The sequence below is a fragment of the Kineococcus deserti genome, from assembly GCF_050871945.1.
Taxonomy (GTDB): Bacteria; Actinomycetota; Actinomycetes; order Actinomycetales; family Kineococcaceae; genus Kineococcus.
The window spans coordinates 141,945-165,667 of record NZ_JBJLSI010000002.1; the positions used below are offsets into that span (position 1 = coordinate 141,945).

21 protein-coding genes and 1 pseudogene are annotated in these 23,723 nt (G+C 74.3%); 11 read left to right on the forward strand and 11 right to left on the reverse strand.

Annotated features, from left to right (window positions below):
- Window positions 1-42: 42 nt before the first annotated feature.
- On the reverse strand, window positions 43-1,059 hold the full coding sequence (locus tag ACRYR2_RS02630) for an NADPH:quinone reductase (RefSeq protein WP_432561265.1): 1,017 nt from the start codon (window positions 1,057-1,059) through the stop codon (window positions 43-45).
- Window positions 1,060-1,175: 116 nt separating this feature from the next.
- On the opposite strand from ACRYR2_RS02630, the gene ACRYR2_RS02635 reads away from it, so the two are divergent.
- A complete protein-coding gene (locus tag ACRYR2_RS02635; RefSeq protein WP_432561266.1) occupies window positions 1,176-3,839 on the forward strand; it encodes an ExeM/NucH family extracellular endonuclease in 2,664 nt (887 codons plus the stop codon).
- Between the two features lie 57 nt (window positions 3,840-3,896).
- Here ACRYR2_RS02635 and ACRYR2_RS02640 read toward each other — a convergent pair whose 3' ends face one another.
- Entirely contained in the window at window positions 3,897-5,936 is a 2,040-nt protein-coding gene (locus tag ACRYR2_RS02640; protein WP_432561267.1) for a M3 family metallopeptidase, read from the reverse strand.
- A 237-nt stretch (window positions 5,937-6,173) separates the two neighbouring features.
- Between ACRYR2_RS02640 and ACRYR2_RS02645 the strand changes: the two genes are divergently transcribed.
- Complete coding sequence (locus tag ACRYR2_RS02645) at window positions 6,174-8,180, forward strand: PhoX family protein (protein WP_432561268.1); 2,007 nt, start codon at window positions 6,174-6,176, stop codon at window positions 8,178-8,180.
- A 59-nt stretch (window positions 8,181-8,239) separates the two neighbouring features.
- Here the strand turns inward: ACRYR2_RS02645 and ACRYR2_RS02650 are convergent, their stop codons facing one another.
- Window positions 8,240-8,623 carry a DUF3037 domain-containing protein gene (locus tag ACRYR2_RS02650; RefSeq protein ID WP_432561269.1) on the reverse strand — a complete coding sequence of 128 codons (384 nt, stop codon included), beginning with the start codon at window positions 8,621-8,623 and terminating at the stop codon, window positions 8,240-8,242.
- On the reverse strand, window positions 8,616-9,407 hold the full coding sequence (locus ACRYR2_RS02655) for a HipA family kinase (RefSeq protein ID WP_432561270.1): 792 nt from the start codon (window positions 9,405-9,407) through the stop codon (window positions 8,616-8,618). Before ACRYR2_RS02655 ends, ACRYR2_RS02650 begins: the two co-directional genes overlap by 8 nt.
- Before the next feature lie 85 nt (window positions 9,408-9,492).
- Between ACRYR2_RS02655 and ACRYR2_RS02660 the strand changes: the two genes are divergently transcribed.
- From ACRYR2_RS02660 to ACRYR2_RS02670, 3 genes are all read left to right on the forward strand, one after another.
- Window positions 9,493-10,212, forward strand: coding sequence for a response regulator transcription factor (locus ACRYR2_RS02660; RefSeq protein ID WP_432561271.1), 720 nt, complete (start codon window positions 9,493-9,495; stop codon window positions 10,210-10,212).
- On the forward strand, window positions 10,209-11,771 hold the full coding sequence (locus tag ACRYR2_RS02665) for a sensor histidine kinase (protein ID WP_432561272.1): 1,563 nt from the start codon (window positions 10,209-10,211) through the stop codon (window positions 11,769-11,771). The genes ACRYR2_RS02660 and ACRYR2_RS02665 overlap by 4 nt, the downstream gene beginning before the upstream one ends.
- 93 nt (window positions 11,772-11,864) lie before the next feature.
- Entirely contained in the window at window positions 11,865-13,325 is a 1,461-nt protein-coding gene (locus tag ACRYR2_RS02670) for a S1C family serine protease (protein ID WP_432561273.1), read from the forward strand.
- A gap of 61 nt (window positions 13,326-13,386) precedes the next feature.
- Here the strand turns inward: ACRYR2_RS02670 and ACRYR2_RS02675 are convergent, their stop codons facing one another.
- Window positions 13,387-13,968, reverse strand: a complete 582-nt coding sequence (locus ACRYR2_RS02675; RefSeq protein ID WP_432561274.1) for a DUF4031 domain-containing protein — start codon at window positions 13,966-13,968, stop codon at window positions 13,387-13,389.
- A gap of 181 nt (window positions 13,969-14,149) precedes the next feature.
- Here ACRYR2_RS02675 and ACRYR2_RS02680 point away from each other — a divergent pair, with 181 nt between their 5' ends.
- The gene (locus ACRYR2_RS02680; RefSeq protein WP_432561275.1) at window positions 14,150-14,440 is read left to right on the forward strand and encodes a WXG100 family type VII secretion target; all 291 of its coding nucleotides are present in this window, start codon (window positions 14,150-14,152) and stop codon (window positions 14,438-14,440) included.
- Window positions 14,441-14,508: 68 nt separating this feature from the next.
- Here ACRYR2_RS02680 and ACRYR2_RS02685 read toward each other — a convergent pair whose 3' ends face one another.
- On the reverse strand, window positions 14,509-14,658 hold the full coding sequence (locus ACRYR2_RS02685; protein ID WP_432561276.1) for a hypothetical protein: 150 nt from the start codon (window positions 14,656-14,658) through the stop codon (window positions 14,509-14,511).
- A gap of 146 nt (window positions 14,659-14,804) precedes the next feature.
- Between ACRYR2_RS02685 and moaA the strand changes: the two genes are divergently transcribed.
- Both moaA and ACRYR2_RS02695 read left to right on the forward strand, forming a co-directional pair.
- Window positions 14,805-15,896 carry a GTP 3',8-cyclase MoaA gene (gene moaA, locus ACRYR2_RS02690; RefSeq protein WP_432561277.1) on the forward strand — a complete coding sequence of 364 codons (1,092 nt, stop codon included), beginning with the start codon at window positions 14,805-14,807 and terminating at the stop codon, window positions 15,894-15,896.
- A gap of 31 nt (window positions 15,897-15,927) precedes the next feature.
- Window positions 15,928-16,176: a MoaD/ThiS family protein gene (locus ACRYR2_RS02695; protein WP_432561375.1), complete on the forward strand. Its 249-nt coding sequence runs from the start codon at window positions 15,928-15,930 to the stop codon at window positions 16,174-16,176.
- A 74-nt stretch (window positions 16,177-16,250) separates the two neighbouring features.
- Here ACRYR2_RS02695 and ACRYR2_RS02700 read toward each other — a convergent pair whose 3' ends face one another.
- From ACRYR2_RS02700 to ACRYR2_RS02720, 5 genes are all read right to left on the reverse strand, one after another.
- The gene (locus ACRYR2_RS02700; protein WP_432561278.1) at window positions 16,251-16,928 is read right to left on the reverse strand and encodes a FadR/GntR family transcriptional regulator; all 678 of its coding nucleotides are present in this window, start codon (window positions 16,926-16,928) and stop codon (window positions 16,251-16,253) included.
- A gap of 10 nt (window positions 16,929-16,938) precedes the next feature.
- A complete protein-coding gene (locus ACRYR2_RS02705; RefSeq protein WP_432561279.1) occupies window positions 16,939-18,108 on the reverse strand; it encodes an L-talarate/galactarate dehydratase in 1,170 nt (389 codons plus the stop codon).
- Window positions 18,109-18,174: 66 nt separating this feature from the next.
- A complete protein-coding gene (locus ACRYR2_RS02710; protein ID WP_432561280.1) occupies window positions 18,175-19,608 on the reverse strand; it encodes a flavin-containing monooxygenase in 1,434 nt (477 codons plus the stop codon).
- Entirely contained in the window at window positions 19,605-20,648 is a 1,044-nt protein-coding gene (locus tag ACRYR2_RS02715) for an FO synthase (RefSeq protein ID WP_432561281.1), read from the reverse strand. The genes ACRYR2_RS02710 and ACRYR2_RS02715 overlap by 4 nt, the downstream gene beginning before the upstream one ends.
- 28 nt (window positions 20,649-20,676) lie before the next feature.
- Window positions 20,677-21,132 (reverse strand): molybdenum cofactor biosynthesis protein MoaE, encoded by a 456-nt coding sequence (locus ACRYR2_RS02720; RefSeq protein WP_432561282.1) that lies wholly within the window; start codon window positions 21,130-21,132, stop codon window positions 20,677-20,679.
- 51 nt (window positions 21,133-21,183) lie between these two features.
- On the opposite strand from ACRYR2_RS02720, the gene cofC reads away from it, so the two are divergent.
- The 3 genes and pseudogenes from cofC to ACRYR2_RS02735 all read left to right on the forward strand — a co-directional run bounded on the left by cofC (window position 21,184) and on the right by ACRYR2_RS02735 (window position 23,695).
- Window positions 21,184-21,798, forward strand: coding sequence for a 2-phospho-L-lactate guanylyltransferase (gene cofC / locus ACRYR2_RS02725; protein WP_432561283.1), 615 nt, complete (start codon window positions 21,184-21,186; stop codon window positions 21,796-21,798).
- Window positions 21,795-23,099, forward strand: a pseudogene (cofG, locus tag ACRYR2_RS02730) (7,8-didemethyl-8-hydroxy-5-deazariboflavin synthase CofG); the annotation flags it as partial. The gene cofC and the pseudogene cofG, both read left to right, overlap by 4 nt.
- 8 nt (window positions 23,100-23,107) lie before the next feature.
- Window positions 23,108-23,695, forward strand: coding sequence for a suppressor of fused domain protein (locus ACRYR2_RS02735; protein ID WP_432561284.1), 588 nt, complete (start codon window positions 23,108-23,110; stop codon window positions 23,693-23,695).
- Window positions 23,696-23,723: the final 28 nt, after the last annotated feature.

Here is a 23,723-nt window from a genome sequence, read left to right on the forward strand (position 1 = left end):
GCTTGATCACCAGCCTTCCGTGATCAAGCACTCCCGGCCGGCTCAGCCGACGTCGACGAGCACCTTGCCCACGGCGCCTGCCTCGACGGCGTCGTGGGCCTGCGCCGTCTGCTCCAGCGGGAAGCGCAGCAGCGGCAGGCCGTGCTCCTCCCCCACGCCGAGCGCGCCGTCACGCAGCGCGGCGGTGACGTCCTCGGCCGCGGCGGCCAGCGCCTGCGCGCCCATCGTGTACATGAGGATGAACTGCAACCGGGTGTTGAGCACCATGTTCGCCCGGATGTCGACGCGGACCTCCCCGCCGCCGTCGTCGGCGTAGCTGGCGATCGAGGCCCGGGGGCGCACGACCGCCTGGTCGAGTTCGAGGTTCTGCCCCAGGGCGACCTCGACGACGAGGTCCACACCGTCCGGGGCGACCTCGCGGATCGCGGCGGCCGGGTCGCCCTCGCGGTAGTTCACGACGTGGTGCGCGCCGGCGGCCGTGGCCAGCCGCGCCTTCTCCGGGCCGCTCACCGTGGTGACGACCGTCGCGCCCGCCCACCGGGCGAGCTGGATCGCGGCGTGGCCGACGGCGCCGGCTCCCCCGGAGACGAGCACGGTGCGGCCCGCGAGGGCTCCGGGAGCCAGCCGACGCGGCCCGTCCTCGGCCACGGTCAGCGCCCGGTGCGCGGTGACGGCCGGGACACCCAGGGACGCGCCGACGTCGAAGGAGACACCGTCCGGCAGGCGGGTGACCCGCTCCTGCGGCAGCACGGTGAACTCCTGCGCGGTGCCGGTGGGCCGCTGCTGCGCGGCCATGCACGTCCAGACCCGGTCGCCGACGGCGAGGTCCACGACGCCCGGGCCGACCGCGTCGACGATCCCGGCTCCGTCCTGGTTGGGGGTGGCCTCCGGGAAGGCCAGCGCGGCGGTGCTGCCGCTGCGCGACTTCCAGTCGGTGGGGTTGACCCCGGACACCACCACGCGCAGGCGGACCTCGCCGGCACCGGGTTCGGGGATCGGGCGCTCCTCCAGGCGCAGGACGGAGGCGGGACCGGTCTGCGAGTACACGATGGACTTCACGACAAGGCCAACCCCGCGGGAGCGTCCCGGGATTCCGGTTCACCTGCCGGACACAGCACTGTCACACGGTGCACCTACGGTACGACCGAACGTCACCCCACCTCGGAAGGACCAGGATGCTCGTCCACCCGCGCTGCCCGGGCTCGCGCGCCCGGCGCGCCGCCGTCGGTGCCGTCGCCGTCTCGCTGACGGCGTTCGGCCTGCCCGCCCTCGCCGCCGCACCGGCCTCGGCCGCGGAACCCACCGTCCCCTTCGTCTCCGAACTGCACTACGACAACGACGGCACCGACAGCGGTGAGTTCGTCGAGGTGCAACTGCCCGCCGGCACCAGCTCGGCCGGGCTGTCGCTGGTGCTGTACAACGGCGGCAACGGCGGCGTCTACGACACCGACGCCCTGCCCGCGGTGACCGCGCCGGCCGACGCCCCCGCCGTGGCGCTGCTGGAGTACCCCGCCAACGGCCTGCAGAACGGCGCCCCGGACGGGCTGGCGCTGGTCGACGCCGACGGCGCGGTGCTGGAGTTCCTCAGCTACGAGGGCACCCTGACCGCGGCCGACGGCCCCGCCGACGGACTGACCAGCACCGACGTCGGCGTCGCCGAGGGCGCCGGGACGGCCGCGGGACAGTCGCTGCAGCGGACCGTCGACGCGGCCGGCGCCCTGGTCTGGTCCGGGCCCGCCACCGCTACCCCCGGCGCTCTGAACGCGCCCACCACCGCTCCGGGCACCCCGCCGGGCGGGTCGTGCGAGACCGCGCCCACCCACGAGGTCGGCCAGGTGCAGGGCGCCGGGTCCGAGACCCCGCTGGCGGGCCGGCAGGTCACCGTGCGCGGTGTCGTCGTCGGCGCCACCCCCGGCCTGGACGGCTTCTACCTGCAGGACCCCGACGGCGACGGCGACCCGGCCACCTCCGACGGGATCTTCGTGCACAGCACCGCGACCGTCGGCCTGGGCGACACCGTGAACGTCACCGGCACCGCCGAGGAGTACTACGGCCAGACGCAGGTCGACGCCGGCGCGGCCGTCGCCGTGTGCGCCGACGGCACCGCCGCGGACCTGCCGGCTCCCGCCGTGCTCGACCTGCCCGCGGGCGACGAGCAGCGCGAGGCGCTGGAGGGTGCGCTCGTGGCGCCCGCCGACCAGCTGACCGTCAGCGAGGTCTACGCCCTGACCTCCTACGGCGAGCTCACGCTCTCCGAGGGCGGCGTGCTGGTGCAGCCGACCGAACTGGCCCGTCCGGGCAGTGCGGAGGCGGCCGCGATCGCCGCGGGCAACCAGCAGCGCAAGATCCTGCTCGACGACGCCGACGGCGCGCGCACCAGCGCGACCGCCCGCCCCTACCTGACGCCGGAGTCCCCGGTGCGCGTGGGCGACCCGGTCGGGCTGCGCGAACCGGTCGTCCTCGGGTACGGGTTCGAGGAGTGGCGGCTGATCCCGGCCGACGGGACCGCCGACGGTGTGCTGGCGGCGCAGAACACCCGCCCGGCCGCGCCCGCCGCGGTCGGTGGGGACCTGCAGGTCGGGGCGTTCAACGTCCTGAACTACTTCCTCACCTTCGGCGGCACCGGGCGCGGGGCCGCGAACCAGGCCGAGCTCGACGAGCAGGCCGGCAAGGTCGTCCCGGCGATCCGCGGTCTGGGGGCGGACGTGGTGACCCTCATGGAGATCGAGGACACCGACTCCAGCGGCTACAGCCCCGGGGACGCCGACCGTGCGCTGGCCGACCTCGTGGACCGGCTGAACGCGGCCGAGGGAGCGGACGTGTGGGCCTACGTGCCGCTGCCGCAGGAGCTGTACGCCGTGGACCGCGACGTCATCCGCAACGGCATCGTCTACCGCACCGACGCCGTCGAGCCGGTCGGGGACCCGGTGGGCCTGGTCGACGAGGCCGTGTGGTCCAACGCCCGGGAACCGATCGCCCAGACGTTCCGCGCCACCGGCGAGGGGGACGTGTTCACCGTCGTCGCGAACCACTTCAAGTCCAAGGGGTCCGGGGACTCCGCGACGGGCGACAACGCCGACACCGGCGACGGGCAGGGCGCCTGGAACGGCGACCGGACCCGGCAGGCGGCCTCGCTGGCGGCCTTCGTCGAGCGGCTGCGCGCCGAGACCGGCGACGCCGACGTGGTGGCGCTGGGCGACTTCAACGCCTACTCGCAGGAGGACCCGGTCGTCGCGCTGGGCGAGGCCGGTCTGACCGACCTGGGCGCGCAGTTCGACCCGGGCCGCTACAGCTACGTCTACGACGAGCTGTCCGGCTCGCTCGACCACGCCTTCGGCACGGCCGAGCTCACCGCCAAGGTGACGGGCGTGACGCACTGGAACATCAACGCCGTGGAGTCCTTCGCCTACCAGTACACCGGTGACCCGGCGCTGTACGCGGCGAACCCCTACCGCTCCAGCGACCACGACCCGCTGCTGCTGGGGCTGGACCTGCAGACGCCGGAGCCGGTCACCCCGACCTGCCAGGGCCTCGAGGCGACCATCGTCGGCACCGGGGGTGACGACGTCCTGCGGGGCACCAACGGGGCCGACGTCATCGTCGGCCTCGGCGGCGACGACGTGATCACCGGCGGCAACGGCGACGACGTCGTCTGCGGCGGCGACGGCGACGACCGGATCTCCGGCGGCAACGGGAACGACGTGCTGCTCGGTGGGGCCGGCGAGGACCGGCTCGCCGGCGACAACGGCTCCGACGAGCTGTACGGCGGCGCGGGCGAGGACGTCCTGGACCAGGGCAACGGCAAGGGCGTCCAGGACCCCGAGGGCCCTGCCGCCTGACCCGCTCGGAGCTCTCCACCCTCCGCGGCCTCGCGAGGGGTGGAGAGCTCCCGGTGCTCAGGCCCCGGCCAGCCCGCGCCGCCGCAGGAGCGGTTCGATCCGCGCGTCACGGCCGCGGAACTCGCGGTAGGCCTGCAGCGGGTCGACCGACCCGCCGCGGGACAGGACGGTGCGCCGGAAGTGGTCGCCGTTCTCCCGGCGCAGACCGCCGTTCTCGGCGAACCACTCCACGGTGTCGGCGTCGAGCACCTCGCTCCACACGTAGGAGTAGTACGCCGCGGCGTACCCACCGCCGAACACGTGGTGGAAGTAGCTGCTGCGGTAGCGCGGGGGCACGGTGTCGAGCGCGACACCGGCCTGGGCCAGGGCTGCGGCCTCGAAGCGGCCGACGTCGTCGGGTTCGGCGTCGTCGAAGGTTCCCGGCGCGACCCGGTGCCAGGCCTGGTCCAGCAGCGCGGCGGCGAGGTACTCGGTGGTGGAGAACCCCTGCCCGTGCTCGCGGGCCGCGTGCAGACCGGCCACGGCCTCGGCGGGCAGCGGCTCACCCGTCCCGACGTGCCGGGCGTAGCGGGCCAGGACCTCGGGTTCGAAACCCCAGAACTCGTTGACCTGGGAGGGGAACTCGACGAAGTCGCGCGGGACGCTCGTGCCGGAGAACCGCGGGAAGTGCACGTCGGACAGCAGCCCGTGCAGGGTGTGCCCGAACTCGTGGAACAGCGTCTCGACCTCGTCGACCGTCAGCAGCGCCGGATCGCCCTCGGCGGGTTTCGGCACGTTGAGGCAGTTGACGACGACGGGCCGGGTCCCGAGCAGACGGGACTGCTCGACGAAGGAACTCATCCACGCCCCACCGCGCTTGGACTCCCGGGCGTACGGGTCGAACAGGTACAACCCCAGCGGCCCCGACTCGTCGGCGACCTCGTAGGCGCGGACGTCGGCGGAGAACACCGGCACGTCGGGGCGGGCGGTGAACGTCAGCCCGTACAGGTCGGTCGCGGTGGCGAACACCCCGTCGACCAGGACGCGCTCGAGCTCGAACCAGGGTTTGAGCGCCTCGGCGTCCACGGCATACCGCTCGCGCCGCAGCCTCCCGGCGTAGTAGGCCCAGTCCCACGGCTGCAGCGGCCCGTCGTGACCGTCGGCGTGCAGGAGTCCGGTCAGCTCGGCCTCCTCGCGGCGGGCGTTCGCCACGGCGGCCGGGGCCAGCCGGCGCAGCATCCCGACGGCCGCCTCGACGTCGCCGGCCGTCTCGTCGGCCACGACCCAGGAGGCGTGGTCGGCGAACCCGAGCAGTGCGGCCCGTTCGGCGCGCAGGCCCGCGATCCGCAGCAGCACCGCGCGGGTGTCGTGCGCTCCCCCGCGCCCGCCGCGCTGCACCGACGCCTCGTGAACCCTGCGGCGCACCTCCCTGCGCCGCAGCGACTCCAGGACGGGCTGCCCGGTGGGCAGGACGAGCGGGAGCACGAAACCGTCGCCGTCACCGGCCGCGGCCCGGGCGAGTTCGGCCGGGGTCAGCCCGTCGAGGTCGTCGGCCCGCTCGACCCGGACGGCGAGGTCGTTGGTGTCGGCGAGCAGTTCGACGTCGAACGCCGTCGTGAGCTTCGACAGCTCCTCGTTCAGCTCACGCAGCCGGGCCTGCCCGGCCTCGTCGAGCAGCGCGCCGGAGCGGGCGGCGTCGCGGTGCAGCCGGTCCAGCAGCCGCACCTGCTCGGCGTCGAGGTCGGCGGGCGGGTCGGAGTGCAGCAGGCGCACCTTCTCGACCAGCCGCGGGTCGAGCCGCACGGCGTCGTGGTGCGCGGACAACCGCGGGGAGAACTCGGCCTGCACCGCGCGCAGGTCGTCGTCGGCGTCGGTGCCGACGAGGTTGAAGAACACCGCCTCGGCCCGGCCCAGCAACTGCCCGGCCGACTCCAGCGCGTCGAGGAACCGCGCGGCCGGCAGGTCCTGGGCCAGGAGTTCGTCGACCTCGGCCAGGTGCTCGGCCATGCCGGCCTCGAAGGCGGGCGCGTAGTGCTCGACGCGGATCCGGTCGAACGGCGGCACCGCGAACGGCAGGTCGCTCGGGGCGGCGAACGGGTTCGACGGGTCGAGTGTCATGGCCCGATCCTGCCGCACGCCACTGCTGATCGGTGCCCGGAGCTCCTACACCCGGCGGGGAAGGTGAGGCTACCCGTGCTCGCGGATGATCACGCACCGTTCACCGGGCCGCCATCCTCCCGTGGCCTCAGACCCCGCACAGCCTCCCTAGCGTCCGTCCCGCAGGACCGCCTCCCCCGGCGGTCGGCGGCCACCTCCGGCCGCAGCCCCACCCCACGCCACCCTGGAGACCGCACCGTGACGACGGAAGCCTGCCGCCCGACGCTGGAACTGCTGCCCTACGCCCCCGCCGGCCGCCGCAGCCCGATGACCTGCCACTACCGCTGCGCGACCTCGTGCGCGACCCAGGTCCCCAACCGCTCCGCCAACGCCTACTTCGGCGACGTCGTGCGCTCCGCGGTGTCGCGCCGGGGCGTCCTGGCCGGCCTGGTGGGCCTCGGGGTGGCCGGCGCCGCCGTGGCGCAGGCCCAGCCCGCCAGCGCCTTCGGCGGCGGGGACGACGTGAACCTGCTCGCCGACCCCTTCGACCCCGGCCACGTCGTGGACTTCGAGGTCATCGCCCCCGTCCCGGCCGAGGTGGACTCCTTCGACGTGCCCGCGGGCTGGACCTGGGCGCCGCTGATCTCCTGGGGCGACCCGATCCTGCCCGGCGCCCCCGACTTCGACTTCGAGAACCAGACCGCCGAGGCGCAGCTGGGGCAGTTCGGCTACAACAACGACTACACCACCATCGTCCCGCTGCAGGACCCGAACCGGGCCCTGCTGGTGTGCAACAACGAGTACACCAACGAGGAACTGATGTTCCGCGACTGGGTCGACGCCGAGAGCGCCACCGACGAGCAGCTGCGCATCTCGCTCGCCGCCCACGGCATGTCGGTCGTGGAGCTGCGCCGGGCGGACGCGGACTCCCCGTGGGGCTACGTGCGCGGCTCGGACTTCAACCGCCGCATCACCCCGATGACGCCCATGGCGTTCACCGGGCCCGCCGCCGGCGCGAAGGCGCTGCGCACCACGGCCGACCCGGCCGGCCGCACCCCGGTCGGCACCTTCGGCAACTGCGCCGGCGGCACGACGCCGTGGGGCACGGTGCTCTCGGGCGAGGAGAACTTCAACGGCTACTTCTCCTCCCCCGAGGTCGAGGGCGGGCAGAGCGACCGCTACAGCGTCTACGGCAGCACCGGCCGCGCCTGGGAGCGGATCGAGGAGCGCTTCAGCGCCGAGAAGGAGCCCAACGAGGCCAACCGCTTCGGCTGGATCGTGGAGGTCGACCCCTCCGACCCGACCTCCACCCCGCGCAAGCACACCGCCATGGGACGCATGAAGCACGAGGGCGCCACCGTCTCCCTCGCCGCCGACGGCCGCGCCGTGTCCTACATGGGCGACGACGAGCGGTTCGAGTACCTGTACAAGTTCGTCTCCAAGCGCACGTACCGCGAGGGCGACCGCAAGCACAACCTGCGGCTGCTGGAGGACGGCGACCTGTTCGTCGCCGTCTTCGAGGGTGACGGCATCGAGGACGAGCGCTACGACGGCCGCGGCCGCTGGGTGCCGCTGACCCGCGGCGGCCGCTCCGTCGTGCCGGGCATGTCGATCGACGAGGTGCTCGTCAACACCCGCGCCGCCGCCGACGTCGTGGGCGCCACCAAGATGGACCGCCCCGAGGACGTCGAGCGCAACCCCGTCAACGGCCGCGTGTACGTGGCGTGCACCAACAACACCCAGCGCGGCACCCTGGGCAAGGCCGGCGTCGACGAGGCGAACCCGCGCCCGCTGAACAAGGACGGTCACGTCGTCGAGATCGTCGAGGCGCGCGACGACGCGGCGGCCACGGAGTTCTCCTGGAACCTCGTGCTGGTCTGCGGCGACCCGGAGGACCAGAGCACCTACTTCGGCGGTTTCGACCCCGCGCAGGTCTCGCCGATCTCCTGCCCCGACAACGTGGCCTTCGACACCACGGGCAACCTGTGGATCTCCACCGACGGCAACACGCTGGGCTCCAACGACGGCTTGTACGAGGTCGTCGTCGACGGCCCGAACCGCGGTCAGGTGCGGCAGTTCCTGTCCGTGCCGACCGGCGCGGAGACCTGCGGGCCCCTCATCGCCGACGACGGGCGCACCGTGTTCGTGGCCGTGCAGCACCCCGGTGAGATCGACGGCGCGACCATCGACGAGCCGGCCTCCACCTTCCCCTACGACGGGACGGGCCAGCCGCGCCCCTCGGTCGTGCAGGTCCGCCGGGCCTGACCGGACCACCGCACCGGGGCGGTCGGGCGAACCTGCGGCTCCCCGGCCGCCCCGGTGCGTCAGGGGCCGGCGACCAGCGCGTCCACCAGCCGGTCCAGCTCGGCGACGGGATCGGCGGTCAGGCCGCAGTGCACCGGCGAGGTCTGCAGGACCGTCGAGCGGGGCGCGACGAGCCAGCGGAACCTGGCCCCCCTCCCCTCCGCGCTCGCGGCGCCGGACTCCCCGGCGCAGACGGCCTCCAGGGCCCGCAGGTGCCGGGCCACCGCGGCGACGTCGAGGCCGGGGGCCAGGGCCCGCAGCCGGTCGGTGTCCAGCACGGTGCGGGCCGCCAGGTGCTCGCGCGAGCGGCACCACAGCACCACGCCGGCGTTGACGAACTCCCCCCGGTCCACGCGCGGGACGACGCGGACGACGGCGTACTCGAAGACGTCCAGCTCAGCCACGGGACGCCTCCCCCTGCGAGTCCTGCACGCGTTGCAGGTCGGCGACCCAGGTGTCGGAGGCCAGCCGGCCGGTGAACCAGTCGAGGTAGGCGGTGCGGACGGCACCCGCGTCCTCGAAGCCGGGCTCGCCCTCCAGCCAGCCGTCGGGGACCTCGTCCACGACGGCCCGGAGCACCTGCGGCGTCAGCGCCGCCGCGCACCCGGGGGCGACGTCGGCCAGCGGCGCGGCGGTGGGCAGCAGCAGGTGGTCCTCGGCGTGCCGCAACGGACGCTGCGTGCTGGCCGCGGCGCGGGCCCAGTCGTGGTGGAAGTACAACGCGGCGCCGTGGTCGATCAACCAGGGCCTGCCGCCCCACCACAGCGAGTTGGGGTTGCGCCAGGACCGGTCGACGTTGAGGACGAAGCCGTCGAACCACAGCACCTTCGCCGCCCACCCGGGGTCCACGGGGTCGACGGCCGGGTCGAAGGACAGGGCGCCGGGCAGGAAGTCCATCCCGAGGTTGGCCCCCGGGGAGCGCAGCAGCAGGTCCTGCACCTCCTCGTCCGGCTCGCCGCGGCCGATGACGGGGTCGACGTGGGCGACGACCAGCTCGGGGACCTCCAGGCCGAGGACCCGGGCGATCCCGGCGGCCAGGACCTCGGCGACCAGCACCCGCCGGCCCTGACCGGCGCCGTGGAACTTCACCACGTAGGTGCCCAGGTCGTCGGCCTCGCACACCCCCGGCAGGCTCCCGCCCTCGCGCAGCGGCACGACGTAGCGGGTGGCGGTCACGGAGCGGAGCACCTGCCGATCCTCGCACCCCGGTGGCTGCGCAGGTTCCGGGCGGGTCCCCAGCTGTCTCCCAGGAACCGGGAGGACACTGTCGCGCGTGAGATCTGCGAGCTCTGCCCCGGAAGCCCGGCTGCTCGTCGTGGACGACGAGCCGAGCATCCGCGAACTGCTGGCCACCAGCCTCCGCTTCGCCGGGTTCGAGGTCGCCGCCGCGGCCGACGGGGCCGAGGCGCTCAAGCTCGCCGAGGACTTCCGCCCCGACCTCGTCGTCCTCGACGTCATGCTCCCGGACCTGGACGGCTTCACCGTGACGCGCAAGCTGCGCGAACGCGGCCGCCCGGTGCCGGTGCTGTTCCTCACCGCCCGCGACGACACCGCCGACAAGGTCGCCGGGCTGACCGTCGGCGGCGACGACTACGTGACGAAACCCTTCAGCCTGGAGGAGGTCGTGGCCCGCATCCGCGCGGTGCTGCGCCGCACGGGCGCCGCGGCCGGGCCGGACACCGGCCGGCTGGTGTTCCACGACCTGGAGCTCGAGGAGGACTCTCACGAGGTGCGCCGCGCCGGGCGCGAGGTGGAACTGTCCCCCACCGAGTTCAAACTGCTGCGCTACCTGATGCTCAACCCCAACCGGGTGCTGTCGAAGGCGCAGATCCTGGACCACGTGTGGGACTACGACTTCAACGGCGAGGCCGGGATCGTGGAGTCCTACATCTCCTACCTGCGCCGCAAGCTGGACACCGAGGGCCTCGAACCCCTCATCCACACCAAGCGCGGCGTCGGGTACGTGCTGCGCGTCCCGCAGACGGCGGGATGAACCGCCTCACGGGACGGTTGCGGGCGGCCCGCCACCGGGTGCTGGCCGCCGAGGCGCACCTGCCTCTGCGGGTGCGGCTGCTGGTCATCGTCGTGCTGCTGCTGCTGATGGCGATGAGCGTCACGAGCCTGGTCTCGCTGCAGCTGCTGCAGAACAACCTGCGCGACCAGGTCGACGAGCAGCTCGTGAACAAGGGCAAGGTCGCCGTCGAGAGCGCCTTCCCCACCTTCAACCAGAGTCAGCCGAACCTGCTGCTGTCGGACTACTACGTGGAGTTCGCCGACACCGACGGCGGCAACGCGCTGCCGGTGTGCGCCCGCGCCGCGGGGAACACCTGCGCCGAGGCGCCTGCGCTGCAACGGCTCACGGCGGAGTTCGTCGCCGCCCGCCAGGGTGAGCCGTTCACGGTGGCCGACTCCGACGGCGGTGATCCGTGGCGGGTGCTGGTGTTCACCGCGCGGGTCTCGGGCACGGCCACCCAGCTGAACATCGCCGTCGCGCTGCCGTTGTCGGGCGCCAGCCGGACGCTGTCGGACTTCCGGGTCGTGGCGCTGGCGGTGTCGCTGGGGGTGCTGCTGCTGGGCGCGTTCTTCGCCGCGCTGGCGATCCGGCGCAGCTTCCGGCCGCTGGACGACATCGAGCGCACGGCCTCGGCGATCGCCGGCGGCGACCTGTCCCGCCGTGTCCCGGACGCCCCGCAGGGCACCGAGATCGGCCGGCTGTCGACGGCGCTGAACACCATGCTCAGCCAGATCGAGTCCTCCTTCCGGGCCCAGCAGCGCTCGGAGGAGCAGATGCGCCGGTTCGTGGCCGACGCCAGCCACGAACTGCGCACGCCGCTGGCGGCGATCCGCGGTTTCGCCGAGCTGTACCGGCAGGGCGCGGTGCGCGAACCCGACGACGTCGCGCACGTCATGGGCCGCATCGAGGGCGAGTCGACGCGGCTGGGCAGGCTGGTGGAGGACCTGCTGGCCCTGGCCCGCCTCGACGAGGCGCAACGGGCCCGCACGGTGCACCGCGAACCCGTCGACCTGGCCGTGGTGGCCTCCGACGCCGTGCACGACGCCCGCGCCCTGGCCCCCGACCGCACCGTGCGGCTGACCGGTCTGCACGACGGCGTCGGGCCGAACTCCGCGCTCGTGCTGGCCGACGAGGCCGGGATGCGCCAGGTGCTGACGAACCTCCTGGCCAACGCGGTGCACCACACACCGGCGGGTTCGCCGATCGAGGTGGCGGTGGGCCGCGCCCAGGGGCCGTCCGGACCGGAGTCGGTCGTGGAGGTCCGCGACCACGGCACCGGTCTGAGCCCGGAACAGGCCGAGCGGGTGTTCGAGCGGTTCTACCGGGTCGACTCCTCGCGCCGGCGCGGCACCGGCGGCGGGTCGGGGCTGGGGCTGGCGATCGTGGCGACCATCGTCGACGTGCACGGCGGCACGGTCTCCGTCGCGCCGACCCCCGGCGGCGGCGCCACGTTCCGCGTCCGCTTCCGCGCCGAGGCGCCGGCCGGGGCCGACGCCGACGCCGACGCCGACGAGCAGGTCGCCGACATTCACAGCTAGGTTCCAGGCAGTTCCGGGTTGGCCTGCAGCGCGAGGGCCGTTACTGGTGGTGTACCCACCACCCCGACCTCCAACTCGCAGAGGTGAGCAAGGATGAACGGCCCCGACGAGCGCCACACTCCCCACGACAACGGCTACCCCTCGTCCGGGGTGGTCTCCACCCAGGCCCGCGGCAACGACGGCACGCAGGGCCAGGGTGACGCCCCGGCCCCGCCGCAGTCGTGGGACTGGAACCAGGGCGCCTACGGGCAGCCCACCCAGCAGTTCCCCGCGCAGCAGGGCCAGCAGTACGGCCAGCGCGACCCGTGGGCCACCCCCGGTGGCCCGACCCCGCCGCACGGCGGTGACGAGGGCGGTGGTGGTGGCGGCGGCGGGCGTCGCGGACCCCGCCGCCCGGGGTGGTTCGGTGTCGTCGGCGTCGCCGTGGCCAGCGCCGTCGCGGCCAGCGCGCTGACCGCCGGCCTGGTCGGCGCCTTCGGCCAGGACACCTCCGCCGACGGCGGCACCACGCCGAGCAGCTCCAGCAGCGCCCAGATCCAGGGCGTCAGCGAGACGACCGTGAACTGGCAGGCCGTGGTCAGCGCCGTGGCCCCCAGCGTGGTCTCGGTGACCGTGACCGGTCAGTCCGGTGAGGCCGAGGGTTCCGGCATCGTCTACGACACCTCCGGGTACGTCGTGACGAACAACCACGTGGTCTCCGGTCTGGGCACCGGCGCGCAGATCACCGTGACGCTCTCGGACGGCCGGGAGTACGCCGCGGCGATCAAGGGCACCGACGCCGCGACCGACCTCGCGGTGCTCCAGCTGACGGACCCGCCGAGCGACCTGAAGGCCGCCACCTTCGCCGACTCCGACGACGTCGTCGCCGGGCAGGCCGTCATGGCCCTGGGCAACCCGCTGGGCCTGTCCGGCAGCGCGACCACGGGCATCGTCTCGGCGCTGAACCGGCCGGTGCTGACCACGAGCGAGGACTCCTCGCAGTCCCAGGACCCGTTCGCCCAGCAGTTCGGTCAGCAGCAGACGACCGGTGAGACCGCGGCGACCAATGCGATCCAGACCGACGCCGCCATCAACCCGGGCAACTCCGGCGGGGCGCTGCTGGACTCCTCCGGCAAGGTGATCGGCGTCAACTCCTCGATCGCCTCGCTCAGCTCGGCGTCGTCCTCCAGCCAGTCCGGCAGCATCGGCCTGGGGTTCGCGATCCCGTCGAACGAGGTGAAGATGATCGCCGACCAGCTCATCGAGAACGGCACGGCGCAGCACGCCTGGCTCGGGGTCAGCATGTCCGAGCAGTCGGCGACCGCGACCGTGGGCGAGGAGACCCGTCAGGGTGCCGCGGTGGCCGAGGTCACCAGCGGCTCCCCCGCCGCCGAGGCCGGCGTCCAGGCCGGTGACGTGATCACCGCGGTCGACGGTCAGTCGATCGACGGGTACGAGTCGCTGACCGCCACGATCCGCGGCAAGGCCGTCGGCAGCACGGTGGAGCTCACCGTGGTGCGCGACGGCGCCGAGCAGACGCTGAAGGCCTCGCTGACGGCGCGCGCGGAGAACTGACCGGTGCCGCGAGACCCCGCTCCCCTCCCGGGGGGCGGGGTCCTCGCGGCTGGGGGTGCCGTCAGCCTTCCGGACGCAGCAACGGGGTCCACCACCGGGCCGGCAACCGCTCGTGCCACCGGTCCGGCACCGGGCCGCCGGGGGCGGTGACACCGTCGTGGCGCAGCTCCCAGCCCCCGGCCGTGCGCCACCAGGTGCGGCGGAACCCCACGACGGAACCCCGCAGCGCCTCCACGACGGGCAGGTCGCCGTCGGTGCCCAGGACGAGCCGACCGCCCTCGACGACCACCGCGCGGTGCACCCCGTGCGGGAACGGCACCGCGGCGGCACGCACGACGTCGACGCGGCGGCCGTCGACGACCGTCGTGCTGAGCACCTTCTCCCCACGCCGCTTCGGTGTGCGCAGGCCGGCCGCCCGGACCCGGCGCAGCAGTTCGCGGGTCGTCACGAGTTCGGCGCCGAGCTCGACGGCGACGGGGACGAGTTCGTCCGGGACGTCGTAGTGGTCGCCCTCGAACGCCCGCCGGTGCACGCCGAGCCGGCCGGCGAAGTCGTGCAGTTCGGCGGTGGAGCAGTCGCTGGCCAGGTGCGACCACCAGCGCCCGTGCGCGGGAACGCGGGCGGTGTCGACCAGGACGGTCACGAGCAGGCCCCGGAGGGCGTCCGTACGTGCACAGGCACCGGCCCGGCCCCGGACGGGACCTCCACTGTGGACAACGCGACTGCTCCCTCCGCCGGCGACCTACGTTCCTCGGGTGCCGGCGGTCGCGTCCGGCGCCGTCAGCAGTCGAGTCCGCGGGACCACCCGCGGGAAGGAGGGTCCCATGAGCCGGTTCGAGGTCGACAGCGCACGCGTGGAGCAGGCCAGTTCGGCGGTGGCCACGTCGGCGGGGAACCTCGCCACCGAGGTGGACAGCATGATGCGGCACCTGCTGGACCTGGAGTCGTGCTGGAAGGGGCAGGCCGCCAGCGGCTTCCAGGCGCTGTCGGCGCAGTGGCGGGTCACCCAGGAACGGGTGCGCCTGTCGCTGGAGGAGATCCAGCGGGCACTGGCCCAGGCGGGGCGGCAGTACGCCGACGTCGAGTCGGCCAACGCGCGGATGTTCGCGTCCTGAGCCACAGTGGTCCGGATGCACCGAAGGCCCCGCCACCGTGGCGGGGCCTTCGGTCTCACCCGGTCGGCTCAGGCGGCTCGGGACAGCGGCGCGTACGCCCCGGCGATGCTCCAGCGCATCTCCAGGTGCGGGCGGCCGGACGAGTCCCGGACGGTCACCCACTGCATGACGGGCTTGGCGTCCACACCCCGCGTGGTCGTCGTTCCGAAGTCGTTCATGTGCCACCTCCTGTTCATCTTGCGTTCACCTTAGCCCATCGACCGGATCATGACCAACCTTTGACGCGATTCACTCGCTGTGACACAGAACACACGCACGATCACCGAGAGGGGGTGGTCCCTCCGTGGCGACTTACCCTGGCCGCGTGAGCACCGTCGACCTGGGCCTTCCGCGCCTGCGCAGAGCGGGTACCGCGCCGTCGACGGACCACCGCTTCGCCGCCGGCCCGCTGCTGGACCAGCACGGACGGACGGCACGGGACCTGCGGGTCTCCCTGACCGACCGCTGCAACCTGCGCTGCCACTACTGCATGCCTCCCGAGGGCCTTCCCTGGCTGGAGCGCAGCCGCGTCCTCGACGACGAGGAGGTCATCCGCCTGGTCCGCCTGGCGGTGCGGGACCTGGGCGTCACCGAGATCCGCTTCACCGGCGGGGAGCCGTTGCTGCGCAAGGGTTTGGAGGACATCGTCGCGGCGGTGACGCGGCTGCGGACACCGGACGGGACGCCGGTCTCCACCTCCCTGACGACCAACGGCATCGGCCTGGCGCGGCGGGCGGCCGGGCTCGCCGCGGCCGGCCTGACCCGCGTCAACGTCTCCCTGGACACCCTGCGGGCCGACCGCTTCGCCCGCATCACCCGACGAGACCGGCACGCCGACGTCCTGGCGGGGCTGGCCGCGGCCACCGACGCCGGCCTGGCCCCGGTCAAGGTGAACGCCGTGCTGCTGCGCGGCACCAACGACGACGAGGCCGCCGACCTGCTGCGCTGGGCACTGGCGCACGGGTACCGGTTGCGGTTCATCGAGCAGATGCCGCTGGACCCGCACGGCACCTGGCAACGCGACGACATGGTGACGGCCGAGGAGATCCTCGCTGCGCTGCAACGGGAGTTCACCCTGGCCCCCCGCCCGGGCAGCGCCCGGGGCGCCGCCCCCGCCGAGACGTGGGACGTCCTGCGGGCAGGTGCCCGGGTCGGTGACGTCGGCGTCATCGCCTCGGTCACCCGCCCGTTCTGCGGCGACTGCGACCGCACCCGGCTGACCGCCGACGGGCAGGTGCGCACGTGCCTGTTCTCCACCTCCGAGACCGACCTGCGCGACGCGATGCGCTCGGGGGCCGACGACGCCACGCTCGCCGCGACGTGGCGGGCCGCGATGTGGGGCAAGCTGCCCGGCCACGACATCGACGACCCGGACTTCCTGCACCCGACCCGGCCGATGAGCTCGATCGGCGGGTAGCAGGTGTGGACGTGAACGGAAGGTGAACGAGATGGTGACGGTGCTCGTCCGGTTCTTCGCCGGGGCCGCCGCCGCGGCCGGCCACGAGGAGGAGGAGGCCGCGCTCGGCCAGGACCAGACCCTCGGCACGCTCGTGGACGAGTTGTCGCAGCGCTCCCCCGCGCTGGCCCGGGTGCTGGCGGCCTCGAGCTACCTCGTCGACGGCGTCGCCGCCCGCCGTGAGGACGTCCTGGCCGACGGCACCACCCTGGACGTCCTGCCTCCCTTCGCCGGCGGCTGACCGGCCCCGCCCACTCGATCACGGGGCCGCCCCCTCCCGTGATCAAGCACTTCGGTGATCAAGCACTTCGGTGATCAAGCACGAGGCGAGCAGGTGAGGCGGGCGATCGAGCCGGCCAGGTGCACCCGCATCGCCGCGCGCGCGGTCTCGGGGTCCGCCCGCTCCAGCGCGGCCACGACGGCGTCGTGCTCGGCCACGACGTCCAGCACCCCCGAGGACCCGCCGCGCAACCGCGCCGACGGCATGGCGATCATCGGCTCGCCCAGGGTGGCGAGCAGGTCGACGACGTAGCGGTTGCCCGAGGCCGCGGCGACGGCGGCGTGGAAGCGGAAGTCGGCGGCCACGGCGTCGGAGGGGTGGTCGGCCACGGCCGCGAACCCCTTCGCCGCGCGCTGCACGGCCGCGAGCTGGTCGGGGCCGCGACGGGTGGCGGCCAGCGCCGCGGCCTCGGTCTCCACGGCGAGCCGGAACTCCAGCAGTTCGACGCGGTCGGCGGCCGAGCGCAGCCGGTCGACGTCGATCCCGAACGCCTGCCCGCTGGGCCGGGCCAGCACGAACGACCCGCGGCCGCGGTGGGTCTCGACGAACCCGGCCGCCTGCAGCCGGGACATCGCCTCGCGCACCACGGTGCGGCTCACGCCGAACTCCTCGACGAGCTCGCTCTCCGAGGGCACCGGCCGGCCGGGGGCGAGCTCGCCCTCGACGATGCGGGCGCGCAGGACGTCGACGAGCGCCTGGGTGCGGGTGGTCACGAGACGGTCCTCACGAGACGCCGAACTCCACGCTGTCCGTCGTCCACGCCCGCGCCTGCCCGGTGAGGGTGAACCCCAGGCCCGGCCGGTCGGGGACGAGCATCCGCCCGTCCTTCGTCTCCAGCCGCTCCTCGAACAGCGGGTTGAGCCACTCGAAGTGCTCGACCCACGGCTCGCGCGGGTAGGTGGCGGCCAGGTGCAGGTGGATCTCCATCGCGAAGTGCGGGGCGAGGTCGAGGCCGGCCTGGTCGGCGATGGTCGCCAGCCGCAGGAACGGGGTGATGCCGCCGATGCGCGGGGCGTCGGGCTGGATGACGTCGGCCGAGCGGTGCTCGACCAGCGCGAGGTGCTCGCCGACGCTGGAGAGCATCTCCCCCGTCGCGACGGGGGTGTCCAGGGCGCGGGCGAGGTCGGCGTGCCCGACGGCGTCGTAGGCGTCGAGGGGTTCCTCGATCCAGACCAGGTCGAATTCCTCCAGCGCCCGCCCCATCCGCAGCGCCGAGGTGCGGTCCCACTGCTGGTTGGCGTCGACCATGAGCGGGACGCCGGCGCCGAGGTGCTCGCGCACGGCGCCGACCCGGCGCAGGTCCTCGCGCTGGTCGGGCTGGCCGACCTTGACCTTGATGCCGCCGATCCCCGCCGCGAGCGACTCGTCGGCGCGCGCCACGACCTCCTCCAGCGGGGCGTGCAGGAAACCGCCGGAGGTGTTGTAGCAGCGGACCGAGTCGCGGTGGGCGCCCAGCAGCTTGGCCAGCGGCAGCCCGGCCCGTTTGGCCTTGAGGTCGTACAGCGCGATGTCGATGGCCGCGATCGCCTGTGTCGCAACACCACTGCGCCCCACCGACGCGCCGGCCCACAGGAGTTTGGTGTAGACCTTGTCGATGTCGTTGGGGTCCTCGCCGATCAGCCGGTCGCCCACCTCGCGGGCGTGGGCGTACTGGGCCGGACCGCCGGCGCGCTTGGAGTAGCTGAAACCCGTCGCCGAGAAACCCTGCTCGGTGCTGATCTCGGCGAAGAGGAACACGATCTCGGTCATGGGCCGCTGGCGGCCGGTGAGGACCTTGGCGTCGCTGATCGCCGTGGCCAGCGGCAGCGTCGCGGTGGACAGCTTCACGTGCCGGATGCGGTCGGGCACGTACGCGGTCGGGGTGCGGACCGGGTGGGTGTCGGTGAGGGTCACGGGTTCTCCTGACGGCGGGCTCCGTTGCTGCGGTCAGCACTCATCGTACAAGTGCCCGCACTTGTCCTACAAGAAGGGTGCGGGGTCGAAGCTGCCGTTGCGGCGGCGGAACTCCGTGGCGGTGTCCGGCCACAGCAGCGTCAGCCGGCCGGTGCGCTCGTCGACGTACCAGCTCGAGCACCGTCCCCGCAGCCACACCGAGGCCCCCGCCATCGCGTCGATCTGCGCCGTGTACGCCTGCTGCGCCGCCAGGCTCACCTCCAGCGGGCCGCCGACGGTCTCGAGGTGCTCCAGCGCCCCCAGCAGGTACCCCAGCTGGCTCTCGATGACGTGCACCGCCGAGTTGTGCCCCAGGCTCGCGTTCGGACCGTCCAGGACGAAGAGGTTGGGGAACCCGTGCACGACGGTCGAGGCGTGCGAGACCATCCCGTCGGCCCACGCCTGCGCCAGCGACACCCCGTCCCGGCCGGCGACCCGCTCGGCGTAGGGCTGGCGGGTGGAGTGGAACCCCGTCGCCAGCACCAGCGCGTCCAGGGCGTGCCGCGAACCGTCGCCGGCCTCCACCAGCCCGGGCCCGACCGAGCTCACCGCGGCGGGCACCAGCGTGGCCTCCGGGCCGGTCAGGGCCGGGTAGAACTCGTCGGACAGCAGGACGCGCTTGCAGCCGATCTCGTAGTCCGGCGTGAGCGCCGCCCGCAGCGCCGGGTCGCCGACCTGCGCGGCCAGGTGCTCGCTCGCCTTGCGCCGCAGTGCGTCCAGGGCGTCGGGGACGAGCCGGCGGGCGGCCAGCCCGCGTTCCATGTCGGCAAACGTCCGCGCCCGGTCGGCCGCCTGCACACCCGGGTCGCGGGCGAACAGCGCCAGTTCCCCGGGTTCGTAGGCGCGGTCCTGGCGCGGCACGATCCAGGCGGCACTGCGCTGGAACACCGTCACGTGCGCGGCGCGGCCGACCAGCTGCGGCACGACCTGCACGGCCGAGGCGCCGGTTCCGACGACCCCCACCCGCAGCCCCGCCAGGTCGACGTCGTGGTCCCACCGCGCGGTGTGAAACACCGGGCCGCCGAACTCCTGCAGCCCCGGCAGGTCGGGGATCCGCGGCGCGGTCAGCCGGCCGGCGGCCAGCACGAGCACCTGCGCCGTGACCGGCCCCGTCGTCGTCTCCAGCCGCCACCGCCCGCCGGACCAGCGGGCGGCCAGCACCTCGCAGCCCAGCCGGAGGTTGCCCGCGACCTCGGCCGCCCGCTCGCGCAGGTACTGCTGGATCTCCGCGCCGGGGGCGAACACGCGCGACCAGTCGGGTTTGGGCGCGAAGGAGAACGAGTACAGGTGCGAGGGGACGTCGCAGGCGACCCCGGGGTAGGTGTTGTCCCGCCAGGTGCCGCCGACCTGCGCGGCCCGTTCGAGGACGACGAAGTCGCGCCGGCCGCTGCGGGCCAACCGCAGCGCCGCTCCCAGCCCGGCGAACCCGGCCCCGACGACCGCGACCTCGACGTGGGTCACGCAGGAACGCCGTACCGGGTCGTGCGCTGCCGCAGCGGCCGGCCGAGCCGGTCCGCGAGCGCCGCGGCCGCCTCCGGGCTCAGCGTCGTGCCGGCCTCCTGCCCGGCGGCGGGGTCGAGCTCGCCGTCGAGCAGCAACCCCCCGAGGTCGTCGGCGCCCCCGGCCAGCAGCTGCTCCACGAGACCGGGGGGATGCTTGGGCCAGGCGGCCTGCACGTGGTCGACCGATCCGTCCAGCAGCAGCCGGGCGACGGCGTGCAGGGCCCGGACCGCGCGCGGCGAGGGGCCGGCCGGGGAGGGCATGGCGATGAACTCGGTGATCCCCCGCGTCCGCCGCCCGATCGTGGCGAGCAGCCGCAGGTGCGCCACCTGCTGGGCGGGGGTCTCGGGGCCGCCGTGGACGATGACGGAGGTGGAGGTCAGGCCGAGCGAGTGCGCGGTGGTGAGCACCTCGACCCACCGGGCCACGGGCAGGTCGGGAACGCCCCCGTTCAACAGCGTGCGCACGTCGTCGTCGAGGACCTTGGCGGCCGTGCCGGGCACCGACCCCAGACCGGCGTCGCGGGCCGCTGTGAGGAACTCCCGCACCGAGGAGCCGCGGCGGTCGGCGGCCTCGAGGACCTCCGGCACCCGGAAGGCGTGCAGGTGGATGCCGGGTGCGGCCTGCGCCACGGCCCGCACCAGCTCCAGGTACCCCTCCGGCCCGGCCGCGGCGGGCACGGGTCCCTGCACGCAGACCTCGGTGGCGCCCAGGGCCGCGGCCTCGGCCACCAGGGCCCGGACGTGGCCGAGGTCGGCGCCGACGCGGGTGCCGTCGAGGTTGCGGTTGACCACGAAGGTGACGTCGTCGCCCACCCGGGCCCGGCGCACGTCGTCGGCCAGGTGCGCGAGCCGTTCCAGGTCGGCCCCGTCGGCGGCGAGCAGGGCGACCGCCTGCTCGTCGGTCAGCGAGGAGTGGTCGTGCTCCGCGACCTCTAGGACGGCCTCGAGAGCGGTCTCGGGAGCGGCCTCGGGAGCGGTGCGGACTGGCGGGACGGACACCGCAGGAGGCTAACGCCCGGCCCGCGGGTCAGGGGCAGGCGACCCACTCCGACGTGCCGTCGGTGAAGTGCTGGTGCTTCCAGACCGGCAGCCGGTCCTTGACCTCGTCGACGAGCCGGGCGCACGCCGCGAACGCCTCACCCCGGTGCGCCGCGGAGACGGCGACGGCCAGCGCCACGTCCCCGACGGCGAGGTGCCCCAGCCGGTGGCTGACGGCGACCGCGTCGACGTCGACCCCGGCGGTCACCTCGGCGACGACGGCGGCCAGGACGGCGGCGGCGCTGGGGTGGCCCACGTACTCCAGTTCGCGCACCCCCCGGCCGTGGTCGTGGTCGCGGACCACCCCGGCGAACGTGACGACCGCTCCGGCGGCGGCGTCGCCCACGAGCGCGGCGTGCTCGGTGACGTCGAGGGGTCCGGTGCCCACCGCGGTCCGGACGACCCGGCGGGCGGGGACGGTCAGCCGCGACGAGTCGATCTCCACACCAGCAGGGTAGGTGTTCCCGTGAGGGCGGGCGTGGGGGAGACTCCCCCGGTGACGCACGTGAGCGGCTGGCGGATCGTCGTGCCCGTCAAGGGCGGCGACGAGGCGAAGAGCCGGCTGGCGCTGCCCCCGCCCACGCGTCGCTCGCTGGCGCTGGCGATGGCGCTGGACTCCCTGGCCGCGTGCGTGGCCACGCCCGGGGTAGGTCTGGTGGTCTGCGTCAGCGACGACGTGCAGGTGCTGCACGCGGCGCGCGCGATCGGCGCGGTCACCGTCTCCCCCGGCCGCCCGGGTCTGGCGCAGGCCATCGACGCGGGCCTGGCCGGGCTGGACCGCGGCCCGACGGCCGTCCTGCTCGGCGACGTGCCCGCCCTGCGCCCGGCCGACCTGGCGCTCGCGCTGGCCGAGGCGCAGCCGCCCGGGCCGCTGCTGGTGACCGACGCGGAAGGGTCGGGCAGCGTCCTGCTGGCCGACACCGAGGGCCGGTTGCCGCACCGCTTCGGACCGGGTTCGGCCGCCCGGCACCTGGCCGCCGGGGCGCGTGCGCTGCCGGCCCCGGTGCCCTCGCTGCGCCGCGACGTGGACACCGTCGACGACCTGACCGACGCCCTGGACCTCGGGGTCGGTCCGCACACCCGCGGCGTGCTGGCCGACTCCCCCCGATGACCCTCCCCGGAAGAAGGCTCGTGAGCGATCTGCTGCCCTCCCCCCGCCGCCGGCACGCCGCCCCGGCCGAACGCGAACCCTCGCGGGCGCAGCTGTCCCGGGCGCTGGACGCGGCCGCCGCCGGCGCCCTGGGCCGCGCCGACGCCGAGGTCCTGCTGCACAGCCGCGGCGAGGACCTGCAGGCCCTGTGCGCCCTGGCGCGCCCGGTCCGCGACGAGGCCCTCGCCCGCGCCGGGCACCCGGGGGTCATCACCTACTCGCGCAAGGTGTTCGTCCCGATCACCCGGTTGTGCCGGGACCGGTGCCACTACTGCACGTTCGCCACCGTGCCCGGGCGGTTGCCGGTGCTGTTCCTGTCCGAGGACGACGTCCTGGCGATCGCCCGCGACGGCGCCGCGATGGGCTGCAAGGAGGCGCTGTTCACCCTCGGCGACGCCCCGGAGGACCGGTGGCCGCAGGCCCGCGCCTGGCTGACCGAACGGGGTTTCGGCTCGACGATGGAGTACGTGCAGCACCTGGCGCGCCGGGTCCTGGACGAGACGGGACTGCTGCCGCACCTGAACCCCGGCGTCATGTCGCTGGAGGCGCTGACGGCCTCCCGGCCGCTGGCCCCCTCGATGGGCATGATGCTGGAGACGACCTCGCGCCGGCTGTGGACCGAACCCGGGCAGGTGCACCACGGCTCCCCCGACAAGGACCCCGAGCTGCGGATGCGGGTGCTGCGCGACGCCGGCCGCGCCCGCGTCCCGTTCACCTCCGGGATCCTCGTCGGGATCGGCGAGACCTACGCCGAGCGCATCGACTCGATCCTGGCGATCGAGGACGTGATCGAGGAGTTCGACGGCATCCAGGAGGTCATCGTCCAGAACTTCCGCGCCAAGGACGACACCGCCATGCGCGGCGAGGCCGACCTGGAGCACCCCGAGTACGTGGCCACGATCGCCGTCGCCCGGCTCCTGCTGGGTTCCGGGGTCTCGCTGCAGGCCCCGCCGAACCTGTCCGAGCCGGGACAGCGCGAGCAGCTGCTGGCCGCCGGCGTCGACGACTGGGGCGGGGTGTCACCGCTGACGCCGGACCACGTCAACCCCGAACGCCCCTGGCCGCAGCTGGAGGACCTCGCGCAGACCACCCGCGCGGCGGGTCTCCGGCTGGCCGAACGGCTCACCGCCCACCCGAGGTTCGTGCTGGACGCGCTGGCGGGCAACGACACCTGGATCGCCCCCGAACTGCACGGGGCCGTCGCGGCGCTCGCCGACCCCGCGACGGGGCTGGCGTGGGAGTCGGCGCGCCCGAAGGGACGGATCAGCTCGTGAGCCTGGAGGTCCCGCCGCCCAGCGACGCCGAGGTGGCCATGGCCCGGTTCGTCGCCGAGCAGCTCGTGCCCGACGGCCGCCCGGAGATCGAGGAGTTCCTCAACCGCGACGAGACCCTGTCGCTGGACGTGCTCACCGCGGTCGACGCCCCGTCGCCGGGTTTCACGTCCGTCTCGACGCTGTCGCTGCACCGGTACCCCAACCTCGTGGGCGCCACGGACGTCCGGATCGAACTCGTGACGGTCCTCGAGGGCGTCGAACGGCACTTGGCGACGGGGCTGCTGGTGGCGTCGGCGTTCGCGGCCGTCGGCGAGGCGTGGCCGTTGTCGCCGGGCACGGTGCTGCCCGGCATCGTCGCCGACCTGCTGGGCGGCCGGGCCCCGCACCTGCTGTTCACCGCCCCCGGCAACTTCGCGCACCTGTCCCGCTACCCCCTGGAACCGGAGTTGGACGTGCACTGGCTGCAGGCCGTCCCGGTGCACGAGAGCGAACGGGCGTTCCTCACCGAGCGGGGCCTGGACGCGCTGGAGGAACTGCTGGTGGGGGCGGAGTTCTACGACGTGGACCGGCCGCCCGTGGTGTGAGCCGGCCCGCCGCGCGGGCGCGGCGGGC